Annotated in this window: 14 protein-coding genes, 1 tRNA gene and 2 pseudogenes; 7 read left to right on the top strand and 10 right to left on the bottom strand. The window is 63.3% G+C overall.

Annotation, left to right across the window (positions count from 1 at the left end; translation table 11 throughout):
• The first annotated feature begins 284 nt into the window (after nucleotides 1–284).
• The 6 genes and pseudogenes from A7A08_RS08780 (at nucleotide 285) to A7A08_RS08750 (ending at nucleotide 6,962) form a co-directional block, all read left to right on the top strand.
• Entirely contained in the window at nucleotides 285–2,168 is a 1,884-nt protein-coding gene (locus A7A08_RS08780) for a prohead protease/major capsid protein fusion protein (RefSeq protein ID WP_069095127.1), read from the top strand.
• An 11-nt stretch (nucleotides 2,169–2,179) separates the two neighbouring features.
• A complete protein-coding gene (locus tag A7A08_RS08775; RefSeq protein WP_069095126.1) occupies nucleotides 2,180–2,401 on the top strand; it encodes a phage head-tail joining protein in 222 nt (73 codons plus the stop codon).
• Nucleotides 2,398–2,735: pseudogene (locus A7A08_RS17360) on the top strand (DUF2190 family protein). Before A7A08_RS08775 ends, A7A08_RS17360 begins: the two are co-directional and overlap by 4 nt.
• Nucleotides 2,736–3,038: 303 nt before the next feature.
• Nucleotides 3,039–3,374, top strand: coding sequence for a phage tail assembly protein (locus A7A08_RS08765; protein WP_069095125.1), 336 nt, complete (start codon nucleotides 3,039–3,041; stop codon nucleotides 3,372–3,374).
• Nucleotides 3,375–3,501: 127 nt separating this feature from the next.
• Nucleotides 3,502–5,622, top strand: coding sequence for a phage tail tape measure protein (locus tag A7A08_RS08760; protein WP_069095124.1), 2,121 nt, complete (start codon nucleotides 3,502–3,504; stop codon nucleotides 5,620–5,622).
• A gap of 236 nt (nucleotides 5,623–5,858) precedes the next feature.
• A complete protein-coding gene (locus tag A7A08_RS08750; protein ID WP_069095122.1) occupies nucleotides 5,859–6,962 on the top strand; it encodes a tyrosine-type recombinase/integrase in 1,104 nt (367 codons plus the stop codon).
• Nucleotides 6,963–6,999: 37 nt separating this feature from the next.
• Here the strand turns inward: A7A08_RS08750 and A7A08_RS08745 are convergent.
• The 5 genes from A7A08_RS08745 to infA form a co-directional block, all read right to left on the bottom strand.
• Nucleotides 7,000–7,075 (bottom strand) — tRNA-Phe (locus A7A08_RS08745).
• A gap of 154 nt (nucleotides 7,076–7,229) precedes the next feature.
• Nucleotides 7,230–7,688, bottom strand: coding sequence for a YybH family protein (locus A7A08_RS08740; protein WP_069095121.1), 459 nt, complete (start codon nucleotides 7,686–7,688; stop codon nucleotides 7,230–7,232).
• 174 nt (nucleotides 7,689–7,862) lie between these two features.
• On the bottom strand, nucleotides 7,863–8,072 hold the full coding sequence (yacG, locus tag A7A08_RS08735; RefSeq protein ID WP_069095120.1) for a DNA gyrase inhibitor YacG: 210 nt from the start codon (nucleotides 8,070–8,072) through the stop codon (nucleotides 7,863–7,865).
• Nucleotides 8,069–8,821, bottom strand: a complete 753-nt coding sequence (locus tag A7A08_RS08730; RefSeq protein ID WP_342586645.1) for a Maf-like protein — start codon at nucleotides 8,819–8,821, stop codon at nucleotides 8,069–8,071. The genes yacG and A7A08_RS08730 overlap by 4 nt, the downstream gene beginning before the upstream one ends.
• A 4-nt stretch (nucleotides 8,822–8,825) precedes the next feature.
• The gene (infA, locus tag A7A08_RS08725) at nucleotides 8,826–9,044 is read right to left on the bottom strand and encodes a translation initiation factor IF-1 (protein WP_045365920.1); all 219 of its coding nucleotides are present in this window, start codon (nucleotides 9,042–9,044) and stop codon (nucleotides 8,826–8,828) included.
• Nucleotides 9,045–9,260: 216 nt separating this feature from the next.
• Between infA and A7A08_RS08720 the strand changes: the two genes are divergently transcribed.
• Nucleotides 9,261–9,527: a DUF3303 domain-containing protein gene (locus tag A7A08_RS08720; protein WP_069095119.1), complete on the top strand. Its 267-nt coding sequence runs from the start codon at nucleotides 9,261–9,263 to the stop codon at nucleotides 9,525–9,527.
• Between the two features lie 26 nt (nucleotides 9,528–9,553).
• Here the strand turns inward: A7A08_RS08720 and A7A08_RS08715 are convergent, their stop codons facing one another.
• From A7A08_RS08715 to A7A08_RS08690, 5 genes and pseudogenes are all read right to left on the bottom strand, one after another.
• Nucleotides 9,554–10,042, bottom strand: coding sequence for a UPF0262 family protein (locus A7A08_RS08715; protein WP_069095118.1), 489 nt, complete (start codon nucleotides 10,040–10,042; stop codon nucleotides 9,554–9,556).
• A complete protein-coding gene (gene hisD / locus A7A08_RS08710) occupies nucleotides 10,039–11,343 on the bottom strand; it encodes a histidinol dehydrogenase (RefSeq protein WP_069095117.1) in 1,305 nt (434 codons plus the stop codon). Before hisD ends, A7A08_RS08715 begins: the two co-directional genes overlap by 4 nt.
• A 3-nt stretch (nucleotides 11,344–11,346) precedes the next feature.
• A complete protein-coding gene (locus tag A7A08_RS08705; protein WP_069095116.1) occupies nucleotides 11,347–11,802 on the bottom strand; it encodes a DUF2948 family protein in 456 nt (151 codons plus the stop codon).
• A 90-nt stretch (nucleotides 11,803–11,892) separates the two neighbouring features.
• Nucleotides 11,893–13,181, bottom strand: a pseudogene (gene murA / locus A7A08_RS08700) (UDP-N-acetylglucosamine 1-carboxyvinyltransferase).
• Between the two features lie 595 nt (nucleotides 13,182–13,776).
• Nucleotides 13,777–14,943, bottom strand: a complete 1,167-nt coding sequence (locus A7A08_RS08690) for a CaiB/BaiF CoA transferase family protein (RefSeq protein ID WP_069095115.1) — start codon at nucleotides 14,941–14,943, stop codon at nucleotides 13,777–13,779.
• Between the last annotated feature and the right edge of the window lie 39 nt (nucleotides 14,944–14,982).

The following is a 14,982-nucleotide window of genomic DNA, read 5'->3' as shown; positions in this document are numbered from 1 at the left end:
TTTCGGCAGCGGTTCACCGCGGTGCACGCCCAGATCGATGCGGGCAAGCTGAAGGCTCTTTATCACGACCAAATCCCCGCTCTTCTCGGCTGTAGTGCAGATCTCTGGCGAGCATACCTCCTCGCGAAAGCGGAGGGCGGCTTAGTCGGGATTCGGACGCTCGCCGGCGATCTGGTCGCGGTCCACGCCCCTCGGGACCCCTACTCACTTTGGCGTTTGGTACCGACGACTCAGAACGATCCGAGATGGCAGATGAGGCCACAGGCACGGAGAGAGCTGCGCTAATGGACACAAATCTCCTCACCCGGTCGGAAACGGTCGACCTCTTCAAGCGCCTTGCTGAAGCGCCCCGCGCGTCCAGCTGGAATGCGGAGAGCCGCACGGTCGAGGTCATCTTTTCTACGGGCGCACCGGTCGAACGATACGACAGCCGCGGCGCCTTCACTGAAGTTCTGGATGTGGCCGGGTTCGAAGGCGCCGAAGGCGCTCCCGTTCTCGACCATCACCGAAGGGACAGCTTTGAGGCGATGCTGGGGTCGGTTGTCTCGGCTCGAGCGATCGGCGGGAAAGCCCACGCGACCTTAAAGCTGTCCCCCCACAATCCCGTTGCTGATCGCATCGCAAACGAGCTGGCTGATGGAACACGGCTAGGTGTTTCAGTCGGCTACACCGTCGAAGATTGGAAAGAGAGGACGGATCGAAAGTCCGGCCGGCGCGAGAAGATCGCGACACGCTGGACTGTTCGAGAGGTCTCCCTCGTATTGGTTCCCGCCGATCGTCAAGCCACCACCAGAGGTGAAAGCATGACGGTTAAGCCCGCTCAGGCAAAAGAGCCTGAGGCTCCGGTGAACACGCCGGAAAACACGGTCACCGCGCCGGAGAAAGAAGAGACGCCTGCCGCGGAACGGGCAGCCGTCAACGTCGAGATCCGATCGATCGCCAAGATCACGGGTCTGGATCAAGGCTGGATCGATAAGCAGATCGATTCCGAAGCGTCCGTGGAAGAGGCACGTGCTGCCGCATTCGAGGCGATGAAGACGCGGGCTGAGCCGACCACTCAGATTCGCAACACCGCCGCAGAGGTTGTGACGGATCATACCGATCCGGAGGCCCGTGCGCTGGTGATCGGCGAAGCCCTTTATGCTCGCGCCAATCCTGGTCACGAGATCTCCGAACGGGCCCGCGGCTATGCCCATATGAGCACTCTCGACGTCGCTCGCGACTGCTTATCGACTCGAGGCATTTCGGTGGCGGGCCTCGCGCCGACGAAGCTCATCGAGCGGGCTCTCCACACCACCAGTGATTTCCCGCTGATCCTCGGGGATGCGGTGAATCGAACTTTGCGGAAGGGGTATCAGGCCGCGCCTTCGGGCCTGAAGCGCGCCGGCCGCAAGACCACAGCAAAGGACTTCCGGGAGAAGCATCGCTTGGCCCTCTCTGCCGGTGACGGCCTGGAGAAGGTCAACGAAGCGGGCGAATTCAAATCGGGCTCCCTGGCTGAAGCGGGCGAAACCTATCGTCTGCTTACCTTCGGCCGGATTTTCAGCATCTCCCGCCAAGCACTGGTCAATGACGACATCGGGGCCTTCACCGATCTATCCCGTCGGCTAGGACAGACAGCGGCTGCAAGCGAGGCCAACTTCCTCGTCGACCTGCTGACTGAGAACGCCGGGCTCGGGCCCACCATGAGCGACAACAAGAAGCTCTTCCACGCCGACCACGGCAACCTGGCGAACCCTGGCACCGCGCTGAGCGTCGCCTCCCTCTCCGCGGCTCGGACCGGTCTCCGAAAGCAGACCGGCCTGAAAGGCGAAGCGATCAGCGTCACCCCGAAATACCTGGTGGTGCCGCCGGAGCTGGAAACGGACGCCGAAAAGCTTCTGGCCCAGATCACGGCTGCGAAGGCGGAGGATATCAACCCCTTCTCCGGCAGCCTGGAGCTGGTGGTGGAGCCGCGTCTATCGGACGGGCTTCGCTGGTATGTCGCTGCGTCCCCCGCCGAGATCGACGGGTTGGAGTACGCCTACCTCGAAGGTGAGGAAGGGCCCCAGATCGAGACCAAGGCGGGCTTCGAAGTCGACGGTGTTCAGATCAAGGTCCGGCTCGATTTCGGGGCGGGCATGGTCGAGTGGCGTAGCTGGTACGCCAACCCCGGCAGCGCCGAGTAAAGGCAACTCAGATGGCCTTAGACCTAGCCACCCTCCGCAAGTACCGCGATGCACTGCTCGACGCTCGATACTCAGGCGAGCGGGAGATCCGGTTCGGGAACGAACACACGGTCTTCAAATCCGACAGCGAGCTCGCAGCGGCGATCGCCGACTGTGAGGCACGCATCGCGGCACTCGAAGGGCGGCGGGTCAAAGGCGTTCGCTTCCACACTTCGAAAGGACTCTGGAAATGAAGAACTTCGTGCAGCCGGGAAACACGATCACCGTCCCGGCCCCGACCGCGGTCGCCTCAGGTGACGGCGTGCTGGTCGGCAGCCTCTTCGGTGTCGCGAACTATGACGCGGCCCCGGGCGAGGCTGTCGAGATCGACGCTATTGGCGTCTTCGACCTTCCGAAAGCCGAAGAGGCTATCGATCTTGGCGACGCCTCTATTGGGACGACACCGACAGCAACCTCACGACAGTCGCTGAAGGAAATCCCCTTGTTGGTGCCGCAGTCGCGGATGCCGCCGAGGCGGACGCGCTGGTGCGCGTGAGGCTCAACGGTGTCCACGGCATCGTGGGCTAGCAAAGGAATCGGCGAGAAAGCCCAGGTCCTTCCTATTGGGCAGGTCGCCGCGCGATGCCTGGACCGAGTTGGTTTGTGCTCCGGGCCGATGACGTCCAGGCATCGCACTGAGCAAAGCAGGAAAGGAAGAGGACATGAGGTTCAGCCGACCACTGCCAATGATGGGCACCTCGCCTGAGATGGCTAAGACCATCGCCGCAGCTGCAGAACCGCTCCAGCGGGCCTTCTCGCCGGAGTATCTCCGAGCGATGGCGGGAGCCAACCTCGAGATCATGAAACCGAGAAAACGAAAGGAGACAGAGGATGACGGAGAAGAGTGAGGCCGCAGTGGCCGGAAAACAGACAAGCGGCCGCCCGGTGGTGAAGCTATCGCGTCCGCTGGAGACGCATCAGGGTCCAATCAACGAGCTGACGCTCCGGGAGCCGGTATTCGGCGATTATCTTCGCCATGGCGAAATTCACAAAGCCGAGCGGACAAAAGACGGCGGCCTGGCGCTCTCCGTCGACCGAGAGGCGCTCATCGGATGGGCGGCAACGCTCACCGGACTCGATGCCATCTCGCTCGAGGCATTGCCGATGCGAGATGTGAACGCGCTTTCCGAGGTCCTGATCCCGATGGTTACAGCCGAGGGAAACTGAGAGAGCGCGCCGACGAGCTTATCTTCCTCTGCGGGTTCTCGGTCTCGGAAGTTGAGCGAATGACGCCGGCGCGCATCGCCTATTGGCACGGCCGAGCCGTGCAGATGCGGAAGGAGCAGGCAGCGCCATGACGGATTTACACGCCAGAGCAATCATCACCGCCGTCGATGGCGTCTCCGGGCCGATGGCGGGCATGGCCCGCAAGTTTGCGGCGATGGAACGGAGCTGGTCCCAATCCATCGGCAACATTGGTGCGGCGATGGCCTCCACCGGCCGTGCCATGACGATGGCGGTAACCCTGCCGGCCGGACTGATGCTCAAAGCGGCCGCCGACTGGCAAGAGGGGATGCTCGAGTGGAAGAAGGCGGAAGACAAGCTCGCGGATCCGGCGGTGTACGAACGGGCAAAGCAGACCATCAAATCGCTGGCGCGTGAGCTTCCCCTCTCGCAAGTGGAATTGACGGATCTCGCGTCAGCAGCATCTCGCGCCGGCGTCGCCTTCGAGGACGTTCGCGGCTTCGTTGCTCTCTCCGCCAAGGCGGCCGATGCCTTCGGGGAAAGCGCGGCAGATGCGGGCTCTATGCTGGCCAGCATCAAGCAGAGTGCGGGCCTTAGCAACGACGAGCTCAACAAGCTCATTGGCCGGATGGACATGCTGGAGAACAGCATGAACGTCCGCGGCAAGGAGCTGATCGACTATCACACGAGAATCGGAGCCATCGGCCGCCAGGCTGGTTTCAGCAACGCCGAGATCGCTGCCATGGGCGCCACAATGCGCGATGCCGGTATCGACGTAGAGCAGGCCGCGACGGCTTCCAAAAACCTCTTCAAGGTCCTGGTCGGAGGGGAGTCGCTGCCGAAGCCCGCCTTGGCGATCTTCAAGCGGCTGGGCATCGATGCGGATGAGTTCGCGCAACAGGTGCAGGAAAAGCCGATCGAAGCCCTCGGCATGCTGCGTGACCGGCTGAGAGAAGACCTGCCGGAGCATCAGCAGTTGGCCGCACTCTTCGAGCTGTTCAAGGATCAGGCGGCGCCTGCCATCGCCCTGCTCTTCCAGAACTGGGACAAGTATCTTAAGGCGCGAAAGATGGTGGCCGATGAAGAGGCCGCTCAAAATCAGCTCAACGAGTCCTTCGCAACCACAATGGAAGGGCTGGGCAAGAAGCTCAAGGTTTCGCGCAACCTGCTGACCAACATCGCCGATGTCTTCGCGACGCGGTGGATGCCGACCATCGACAAGGCTCTGGAACGTGCCGATGAATGGATGAGCCAGCTGGAAGATCAGCCCAGGATGCTGCGAGCTGTGGCCGATGGCGTCGGAGCCCTTGCGGTAGCCGGTCCCGCCATGTGGATCGTTGGTTCGGGCCTCAAGGGTATCGGCGACGCTGCCGGCGTCGCAGGGCGTGCGTTGGCCGGATTAGCGCGGATGGGGATATGGCGATTGACCGCAATAGGGGCGGCGGTATGGGGTCTCTACAAAGTCGGCAAGGCTGTCTACGACGGCTGGGACGAGAAGCTCGCGGATAAGTGGACCAAGGTTTCTGAGGCGGGCAAGAAACTCGCGTCCGCAATAGCGGAGTTGGCCGGAAAGAAGCTGCCTGAGGGCTGGGATTGGAGCACCCTAACGAAAGGGTTCAACGAAGAAATTCTCGAAAACGCCGGCAAAGTGCTGGAGGGCTTTGCCACTGCTTTTGAACGCTATACGAAGGCTGTGAACGCACTGCGGAAGGGAGACTATATCGAGGCTCTGAAGCACGCTGATCAGGCGATCCCTTCGGGCATCGGACCTAACCCTATCAGTTCGTTCATCTCGTCGTTCACGCCCGCGCCAGATCCGGCTTCAGCGGCGGTGCCTATCCCTTCCAACATCCCGGGCCCCCCGGTCGCAATTCCCTACAATGAGCCGAGCGCACTCTCGACAATCTGGGACTCCTATCAGGACGCCTGGGATCGGTTCTCCGAGTGGATGAATGAAGACCCGTCCAATGGGCCCGCACTCCCTGCGCAGATAATCAACCCGCCGCCGCCAGGCTCCGGATCTGAAACGGCGCCGCTCCTCCGAGACATTAAGGGCGGCCCGCAGATGATCGACGTGACCGGCAAAGTGAAAATGGAAGGTGCGGGCAATGTCCGTGTTCACGTGACGGTGGATGGCCCCGGCAAGGTCACTGGAATGAGCGCACACGACGATGGAAAGAACTTGCAGCTCGACGTCGGTACGAGCATGCCCGATTCTGGAGCGCAGTAGATGGCAGGGGCGACCTTACACCTCTGCGTCGTTCCAAAGCGGATGCTGACGGCAAGCGAGGCGGCGCATCACTGCGGTCGGCCGCTGAAGCGGTTCCGCATAGAATGTCCGGTGACGCCCATCGCTTTTGAAAATGGTGATCGGCGATGGGACATCCGAGATCTGGACGATTGGCTCGACAGCTTGAAGGATGGCGTCGACAGTTCCGACGCCGACGACATTGTAGCGAGATTGGGATGACTCGAGTGCGGGTGAAAGGCTTTCAGATATTCCGCGACCGGCACGGCAAGTGGCGGTGCTATCACCGTCGAAGCCGCACTGCCATCGATCTTGAGAAGGCACCCATTGGGTCAGCCGAATTCTTCGCGGAGTGCGCTCGAATCTCGGCGCTGGCCAGAGCGAGCGGACCCCCGAAACCCGGCACGTTGGCGTTGTTGATCGCCCAATATCAGGCTTCCGCCGCGTTCCAGGACCTCGCTCCACGCACCCAGCGCGACTATCGGCGCGTTTTCGATTATCTGCAGCCGATCGCCGATACTGCGCTCGTGAAGTTCGACAAGCCGCTGATCGTCAGGATCCGAGACAAAGCAGCGACCGCGCACGGCCGGCGCTTTGGGAATTATGTGAAGCAGGTTTTCTCATTGCTCTTTGGATGGGGAGCCGAGCGAGCCTACCTGCCCCGGAATCCCGCTGAGGGAATAAAGAACATTGCGCGGCCACGAGGGGCACCGCGAGCAAATCGTCCGTGGAGCGATGATGAGCGCTATGTCGTCATCGACAGCGCCCCTTGGCATCTAAAGGTGCCGATCGCACTCGGCATGTATGCCGGTCTGGATGAAGGTGTGGCGCTGTCGCTCAGCAAAGCGGCCTATGACGGTGCGGCGCTACGGGCCTGCCGATCGAAGACCGGACGGTTGCAGGACAAACCAGTTCCGAATGCCTTGCGCGAGATCCTCGACGGGGCACCGGCCCACGACGCGGTGACGATCGCTGCCAATAGTCGAGGTCTGCCATGGACCGAGAGTGGCTTCAGGGCTAGTTGGCGCACCTTCAGGGGTAGATTGGAGAAGGCTGGCCTGGTGGCGCCGGGCCTCACCTTTCACGGTCTTAGGCATACTTACGGGACGATTTTGGCCGAGGAAGGCTTCGATGATCGGACCATCGCGGATGCCCTTGGCCACAGCACTGAGGCCATGGCACGGCACTATTCGAGGGACGCCGATCGCACCAGAAAGATGGCCGGCGTCGTGAAGCGTTTCGATCGCGCCGAGAACAAAAGGCGTGCACGCGCTGTCAAACCTGGCGTCGGAATTGTCAAACCGGAGGGGGGCGCCGGATGAGCAACGCGATAAAACAGTTTCTATTCAAGGGGTTGGTTGGTGCCCAGGGGCGGATTCGAACCACCGACACGCGGATTTTCAGTCCGCTGCTCTACCAACTGAGCTACCTGGGCATCCGGCTCCGGGACTGGGCGTCCCGGGCGACTGCTTTTTCATATCAGACGCGGGTTAATTTCGCCTGATCGAAGCCTCGAGGGCCAAGCAGGAAGTGGGCTTATAGGCAATCAGGCCCGCCCTGTCGAGAGGCGTGAAGCCTGACGATTGCGCTCAGCGCTGGGGCACTTGCTGATACATGTCGACGACGATCTGCCAGCCGTCCTCGCCCTTCAGCCAGTAGAGCATGGAGCGGCCGCGAATGGTGACCGGGTCCCCGTCCTCCGGGGTGATCTTGCGGTCCCAGCTCCAGATCATCACGGCGCGGGCATCCCCGCCATCAACCTTCACGTCGCGAAATGTGAGCTCGTTCTTGCCGGCGGAAAGCACGCGTTCGTTTAGGGCGCGGATCTGGTCCCTACCCGTGGCGACCTTGCCGTCGGGCATCAGCAGCGTGGCCTTCGGCGCATAAAGATCGGCAATCGCCGCCGCATCGCCCTCCGCCGTCGCCTTCCGGAAGATCTCGACGGCATCTTTCGGAGTCTTCAGTCCTTCGGCGGCCGCCAGCGCCGGCATCAGAACCGCGAGTGTTGCAAGCAGCGCGGCGAGCGCACGTCCTCTCCATCCCGTCATCGACCGTTCCTCCCTCCGTCATTCGGGAGTTGCCCTCCCTGAAGCGTTGGGAACGAGCTTAGCGCGACGAGACGCGGTTTGCGCAACCCGTCTTCAGGTCTTGTCCTACAATTCCCGTCTTGCCCTGGAATCTCGCGATAGGGATGGCGCTCAGGCACGGACGCCCACGGCGGATCAGGCTTCGCTATCTTCGTCCGTCGGAGTCTGGTCGGCCGGTTCGCCGGGGACCGCATATTGGCCGGAAAGCCAGCGGTTGAGGTCGACATCGGCGCAGCGTCTGGAGCAGAAGGGGCGGTATTCGGGATCCGTCGGCTTGCCGCAGATCGGGCATTTGGCCTTGGCGCCGGCAGGAGCTTCGGATTTTCGCTTCGCGCCGCCCGTCACGCGGTCTCCACCTCGACGCGGTTCAGCCAGAAATAGGTGATGGGGAAGCCCTCGCCCGACAGCAAATTCAATGTCTCGTAGAGGGGCAGCCCCACCACGTTGCTATAGGAGCCGACCAGCTTTACCACGAAGCTTCCTGCCACGCCCTGGACGGCGTAGCCGCCAGCCTTGCCGCGCCACTGGCCGGTCGCGATATAGGCCTCGATCTCGTGGCGCGTCAGGCGCTTGAAGCGGACGCGGGTCTCCACGATGCGCTCTCGTATGCGGCCCGAAGGCGTAATCAGGCAGATGGCGCTATAGACCCGGTGAGAGCGGCCGGAGAGCAGCTCCAGGCAGCGGGTCGCCTCGTGCTCCTTCTCCGCCTTGCCAAGGATGCGCTTGCCCACGGCGACGATCGTGTCGGCGGCGAGGATGAAGGAATTCTCGAATTCGGGCTCGGAGTGCAGCAGCTTGCGGATGGCCTCGGCCTTGCCGCGCGCCAGGCGGCGGCAGAGATGGCGGGGAGCCTCGCCCTTCTTGGCGCTCTCATCGATATTGGCGGGGCGCAGCCCGTCGGGCGTGATTCCGGCCTGCTCCAAAAGGCGCAGACGGCGCGGGGACGCGCTGGCGAGCACCAGCTTGGGCCGGTGGCCGCCCGCCTTCGCGGCCGGCGGCTTCGCGGGCGCAGGCGCACCTGTCTTGTCCCGCGGCGCTTCTTGCGACGCGGCAGCTTCACCTTTCGCAGCAGACTTGCTGCTGCGACCAGGCACCAGCTTATTTAAAGCGGTAAGTGATACGGCCTTTGGTGAGATCATATGGGGTCATCTCGACAAGAACTTTGTCGCCTGCAAGCACCCTAATCCGGTTCTTGCGCATCCGTCCCGCCGTATGGGCGATGATCTCGTGTTCGTTCTCGAGTTTCACCCTGAAGGTGGCATTCGGGAGGAGTTCGGTCACCACTCCCGGAAATTCGAGCATCTCTTCCTTCGCCATAAAGCTCCTTTCGTCTCCGCCGGCTGGCGGAGAATGGTCGCGCAGATGCGCAAAATCAAGGGCGATCGCTGGTCAGCGGTAAAATGATGGCCAGAGGGCAGGTTCGTCAGGCTCGCCAGAGGCCCAATCCGCGCAAACTTCCGTTTAACGGGCCGTTGCAAAAATCGAGTTTATGGTCCGACGGTTGTACGGCAACGAGCGAGGAGAACCCGAACCATGCTGTTCGTCTGCTATGTCACCATCGACCCGGAGAATCGGGATGAAAGCATCAAGCGCTTCAAGCAGGGCGGGATCGTCGAGCCCGAAGGCGTGAAGATGATCGGCGCCTGGATCGGTCTCAATCAGCAGGAGACCTGGTCGATCTTCGAGGCCGACGACGCCGCATCGATCATGAAGCTCTTCCAGCCCTGGACCGACCTCAATGTTCACCAGATCGCCCCGGTGATGGATTTCTCCGAGCTGGCGGATTACGTCGGCCGCTAGAGCAGGTCTGCGGCGCCCGGTTGCCTTCATCCCTTCCAGTGCAGGGCGCACAAAAGGGTAAAGAGACGCCGGGCGGTGGCGATATCCAGGTTGATCTTGCCGTCCAGCCGCTCCTTCAGGAGTTGGCTCCCTTCGTCGTGCAGCCCCTTCCGCCCCATGTCGATGGCCTCGATCCTGGCCGCAGGGGCCGTCTTGATCGCTTCGAAATAGCTTTCGCAAACCAGGAAATAATCCTTCACCAGCTTGCGGAAGGGGGTGAGCGAGAGGCTGACCTCCTCCACCGGCTTGTGGTTCTCGTCCGCGATGTGAAAGACGAGACGGTTCTCGGCCAGCGCCAGGTTCAGGGTGTAGGGCCCGCCGTCATGGCCTTCCAGGTCGAAGCTGTTCTCTTCAAGCAGATCGAAAATGGCGACTTCGCGCTCATGGGCCACGTCGGCGTTGTTATGGCCGATGGATTTCTGATCGAGGGTGACCTCGACGAGACGCGACTGGGGCTGAGTCTCCGATTCGGTCATCGTCCGCCTCCGGCATTGGTGCGGATTGAGACGGAATAACCGTGAGCCGCGAGCCCCTCGGCCTGGGCAAGGGTCACCGCGGCCGGACCGAGCTTGGCGAGGGCGTCGGAATCGAGCTTCAGAAGCGAGGTCCGCTTCATGAAGTCGAGCACACCCAGGCCGGAGGCGAAGCGCGCGCTGCGCGCCGTGGGCAGCACGTGGTTGGAGCCGCCGACGTAATCGCCGATCACCTCCGGCGTGTAGCGGCCGAGGAAGATGGCGCCGGCATTGCGGATCCTGTCCGACAGGGCCTCCGGGTCCGCGGTCGCGATCTCCAGATGCTCCGGCGCCAGACGATCCGCCAGGGCCGGTGCTTCATCGAGATGCTTCACCAGGATGATAGCGCCGAACTCGTTCCAGCTCGCTTCGGCGGTCTCTTTGCGGGGTAGATCCTTCAGCTGACGATCGACCGCATCGGCGACATTCTTGGCGAAGGCCTCGTCGTCGGTGATGAGAATCGATTGGGCGGCCGTGTCGTGCTCGGCCTGGGCGAGGAGATCGGCCGCCAGCCAGGCGGGATCGTTCTCGGAATCGGCAATCACCACGACCTCCGAGGGGCCGGCCACCATATCGATGCCGACGACGCCGAAGACCTGACGCTTGGCGGCGGCGACATAAGCGTTGCCGGGACCGACGATCTTCACAACGGGCGCAATGGTCTCCGTGCCATAGGCGAGGGCCGCGACCGCCTGGGCGCCGCCAACCCGGTAGATCTCCGAAACGCCGGCCAGCTCCGCCGCGGCGAGCACCAGCGGATTCAGAGCGCCGTCAGGAGTCGGCACCACCATGACGATGCGCTCGACGCCAGCGACCTTGCCGGGCACCGCATTCATCAATACGGAGCTCGGATAGCTCGCCGTGCCGCCCGGCACGTAGAGCCCGGCGGATTCCACCGCCGTCCAGCGGCTACCCAGTTCCACACCGAGATCGTCCGTATAGCGGTCGTCCTCGGGGCGCTGGCGGGCGTGATGCTCGGCGATGCGGTCGTGGGCGAGCTTGAGGGCGTCCAAGGTCGCCTCGTCGCATTCGGCGCGCGCAGCCGCGATCTCGTCTTCGGTGACGCGCAAGCCCTTCTCGCCGAGATCAACCCGGTCGAAGCGTTTGGAGAGCGCGATCAGAGCTTTGTCGCCCTCGCGGCGCACCTGGTCGATGATCTTCGCCACCGCATCGTTTACGTCGGCGGACGATTCCCGCTTGGTGGCGAGCAGATCCTTGAAGCGGGCGTCGAAATCCTCCGCCGTGGTGGAGAGCCAGACAGCCATGGATTACATCTCCGCTTCCGGCTCGCGGTCCGGATGGCGCGGTTGGTTCCTGGTCTGCCAGACAGGCCCCAGATCCGTCAGCTCCGCCTCGATGCATTCGGCCTCGAGGCGGATGGATTTATCGCCGGAAAAGGTGAGGTGAATGACGCCGCTGGGTCCGTCCTCGGCGGTGAACTGGATCGCCAGGAGCGACAGCACCTCGTCGTGCTGGTCGGGCCGGAAGCCCTTGAGCTTGGCGTTGAACACCCGGTCGAAGCGGAGCGCGGCGCGGCGGCGCTGACAGGTCTTCGCCCGGCTCTCGACCGCCGTCAACCAGTCGAACCGGTTGAGGACGGCTGCGAACCTGTTCTGGGACGGCAGATAGGCCATGTCGCCGACGCGCATCACGGCATCCTGGAGATGCAGGGAGATGACTTCGAGATCGTCACCGTCGAGCGCGAGCAGCTTCAATGGGGTCATGGGCGGAATTCTCTTCCGGGTCGCAATTGGTCGCGTGCCGTTCTAACAAAGCTGCGCGAGAATGAAAGCGGGGCGCATGGCCACGCCGGATCAGCTGCTCAGGCGCTCGATCTGCGCGCCGCATCTGCCCAGCTTCTCCTCGATGCGCTCGAAGCCGCGATCGAGATGATAGACCCGGTTGATCACGGTTTCCCCCTCGGCGGCAAGGCCGGCGATCACCAGGGACACCGAGGCCCTGAGATCGGTGGCCATGACCTGGGCACCGCGCAACGAGTCCACGCCGGTCACCACAGCCGTATCTCCCCTGAGATCGATATGGGCGCCGAGGCGGGCGAGCTCCTGCACATGCATGAAGCGGTTCTCGAAGATGGTCTCCCGCACGGTCGACGTGCCCTGGGCGAGAGACATCAATGCCAGAAGCTGGGCCTGGAGGTCCGTGGGGAAGCCGGGGAACGGCTCCGTCTCCACGGATGACGGCCCCAGGCCGCTGCCGTTGCGGGCAACGCGAATGGCGTTCTCGCGCTCTTCGATCTCCACGCCGCTGCCGCGCAGCAGCTCCAGCGCGCTCTGCCACAGGTCGGGCCGGGCGCCTTCCAGCACCACATCGCCGCCCGTGGCCGCGACGGCCATGGCATAGGTGCCGGTTTCGATGCGGTCGGGAAGCACGGCGTGCTCGGTCCCGTGCAGGGAATCGACGCCCTGGATATGAAGGGTGGACGAGCCGATGCCCTCGATCTTCGCGCCCATCTTGACCAGACAGTCGGCGAGGTCGCCGATCTCGGGCTCGCGCGCGGCATTCTCCAGCAGGGTCTCGCCCTTGGCCAAGTTGCCGCCATCAGGGCGTTATGGGTGGCGCCGACGGAAACCTTCGGGAAGGCGATATGAGCGCCTTTCAAGCCGCCGGGAGCGCTCGCCAGAACGTAGCCGCCATCGAGCTCGATCTTCGCGCCCAACGCTTCGAGGGCATGAAGATGAAGATCGACGGGGCGGGTTCCGATGGCGCAGCCGCCGGGCAGCGAGACCTTGGCCTTGTGCATCCGGGCGATCAGGGGGCCGAGCACCCAGAAGCTGGCGCGCATGCGCGAGACCAGCTCATAGGGCGCGGTCGTGTCGACGATCTCGGTGGCGGTCAGCCGATAGGTCTGGCCGTGGCCGCCATTGTCGCCGTGGCGCTTGCCGACGACCGTGAGATCGACGCCATGATTGCCGAGGATGCGCGCCAGCTGAGCCACGTCGGCGAGATGGGGCACGTTGTTCAGTGTCAGGGTGTCGGATGTCAGCAGACTCGCGATCATCAACGGGAGCGCCGCGTTCTTGGCGCCCGAGATCGGAATGCTGCCGATAAGAGGATTGCCCCCAACGATTCGGATACGGTCCATTCGGTTCCCTCAACGCCGTCAGGGCGAGGCGATGAGGCGCCCCGCATCATGCGGCGTTCATAGTCTGTTTCCCCGTTTATCCCTCCGGAGATGCGGCTGCAAGCTTAGCACTTCCGGTCGCCGGACCGCAGGACTTGCTCGCCAGGCTGGCGGGACTTGCGGCGTCAGCAAGGATCATTGACCCGATTGTGGGCCGTTTTCCGGCGAATCGGAGTCGCTGCGCGCTTTCTTCTGGGCTTTGCGCCGGGCGAGATTCGCGCGCAACTCGGCAGCCAGGCGCTCGGCCCGGTCGCTGTCCTTGCCCTGCCCCGATTTGCCCGGCTTCGCTCCTTCGGCTCCAGACATAGGACGTTTCGCCTCCCAATCCTCGAAATGCTCGCCAGCGCGCTTGCGTGTGTCCGTTCCCTATGGCAGTTTCGCGCCGCTTTCGCCACTTGCTGCCGGATTTCCCCGCAGCGGGTGCGAAGCGTCCTAGCCTAAACGCGCCGTAGCTCAGTGGTAGAGCGCGTCATTGGTAATGACGAGGTCGAGTGTTCAATCCACTCCGGCGGCACCATTTATCGCCAAAAATCTCCAAATCCGCTGTCGGTCCCGGCTAGTCCCAGAGCTTGCCGTTCCGCAACGCGTCGTTGTCGGCCCCGAGTCTCGGCGATGGGCGTTCGGCCGCCATGGGTTCGCCATCGATCACGATCGGAGAGCGCAGCCCGGGAATCGTTCCGCCCGCTGCTCCGTCGTCCGCCAAATCGATGCGAAGCTTGCGGTGGGCGAGCTGGGGCTCGGCGAACACCTCCTCCAGATCGTTGATCGGACCGGCGGGCACGCCTTCGGCCTGAAGCCGATCGAGCAGGTCCTGCTTCTTGAAACCACGCAGGCGTTCGGCGATGCGCGGCACAAGCGCCTCGCGATTGTCGACCCGGGCGCGATTGGTGGCAAAGTCGGGATCGTCGGCGAGTTCCGGAGCGCCGATCACCGCGCAGAACCGCTTGAACTGGCCGTCATTGCCGACGGCAACGATGACGTGACCGTCCGACACCGCGAAGGCCTGGTAGGGGACGATGTTGGGATGGGCATTGCCGAGGCGCGCCGGCGGCGCGCCATCGATGAAGTAATTCATGGCCTGGTTGGCCAGCACCGCGACCTGACAGTCGAGAAGCGACATATCGATGGTGGCGCCCTCGCCCGTCTGATCACGCCGCCGGAGCGCCGCAAGGGCGGCGTTCGAAGCATAGAGGCCGGTGAAGATATCGGCGAAGGCCACGCCCGACTTCATAGGTTCGCCGTCCGGCTCCCCGGTCAGGCTCATGATCCCCCCCATGCCCTGGATGAGAAAGTCGTAGCCGCCCCGGCCCGCTTCCGGGCCGGTCTGTCCGAACCCGGTGACCGAGCAATAGATCAGCTTCGGATTGAGGGTGCGCAAACTCTCCGCATCCAGCCCGTATTTCACGAGCCCCCCAACCTTGAAGTTCTCGATCAGAATGTCGGCTTTCGCGGCGAGACGGCGGATCTCGGCCTGCCCCTCCGCCTCGCGGAAATCGACGGTGACGGAGCGTTTGCCGCGATTGGCGGCGTGAAAATAAGCCGCTGAAAGATCGCCGCCTCCTTCCGCCGGCACGAAGGGCGGGCCCCACCCACGGGTGTCGTCGCCAGCGGGGCTTTCCACCTTGATCACATCTGCACCGAGATCGGCGAGGAGCTGCCCCATCCAAGGCGCGGCAAGTATCCGCGCCAGCTCCAACACTTTCACTCCTTCAAGCGGGCGCATGGACCTCCTCGCAATTTCATCCTGATCAATGGCGGGCTA

This window comes from Methyloligella halotolerans, from assembly GCF_001708935.1.
Taxonomy (GTDB): Bacteria; Pseudomonadota; Alphaproteobacteria; order Rhizobiales; family Methyloligellaceae; genus Methyloligella; species Methyloligella halotolerans.
The sequence above is the reverse complement of the archived record's forward strand: the minus strand, read 5'-3'. Positions and strand labels throughout refer to the sequence as shown.

Bases quoted from the DNA above. Each gene is read 5' to 3' on its own strand.
- A7A08_RS08775 (WP_069095126.1), top strand. From the start codon at position 2,180: ATGGCCTTAGACCTAGCCACCCTCCGCAAGTACCGCGATGCACTGCTC.
- A7A08_RS08740 (WP_069095121.1), bottom strand. From the start codon at position 7,688: ATGACGGGATGGAGAGGACGTGCGCTCGCCGCGCTGCTTGCAACACTC.
- A7A08_RS08765 (WP_069095125.1), top strand. From the start codon at position 3,039: ATGACGGAGAAGAGTGAGGCCGCAGTGGCCGGAAAACAGACAAGCGGC.
- A7A08_RS08760 (WP_069095124.1), top strand. From the start codon at position 3,502: ATGACGGATTTACACGCCAGAGCAATCATCACCGCCGTCGATGGCGTC.
- A7A08_RS08780 (WP_069095127.1), top strand. From the start codon at position 285: ATGGACACAAATCTCCTCACCCGGTCGGAAACGGTCGACCTCTTCAAG.
- A7A08_RS08705 (WP_069095116.1), bottom strand. From the start codon at position 11,802: ATGACCCCATTGAAGCTGCTCGCGCTCGACGGTGACGATCTCGAAGTC.
- hisD (WP_069095117.1), bottom strand. From the start codon at position 11,343: ATGGCTGTCTGGCTCTCCACCACGGCGGAGGATTTCGACGCCCGCTTC.
- A7A08_RS08690 (WP_069095115.1), bottom strand. From the start codon at position 14,943: ATGCGCCCGCTTGAAGGAGTGAAAGTGTTGGAGCTGGCGCGGATACTT.
- A7A08_RS08715 (WP_069095118.1), bottom strand. From the start codon at position 10,042: ATGACCGAATCGGAGACTCAGCCCCAGTCGCGTCTCGTCGAGGTCACC.
- A7A08_RS08750 (WP_069095122.1), top strand. From the start codon at position 5,859: ATGACTCGAGTGCGGGTGAAAGGCTTTCAGATATTCCGCGACCGGCAC.
- A7A08_RS08720 (WP_069095119.1), top strand. From the start codon at position 9,261: ATGCTGTTCGTCTGCTATGTCACCATCGACCCGGAGAATCGGGATGAA.
- infA (WP_045365920.1), bottom strand. From the start codon at position 9,044: ATGGCGAAGGAAGAGATGCTCGAATTTCCGGGAGTGGTGACCGAACTC.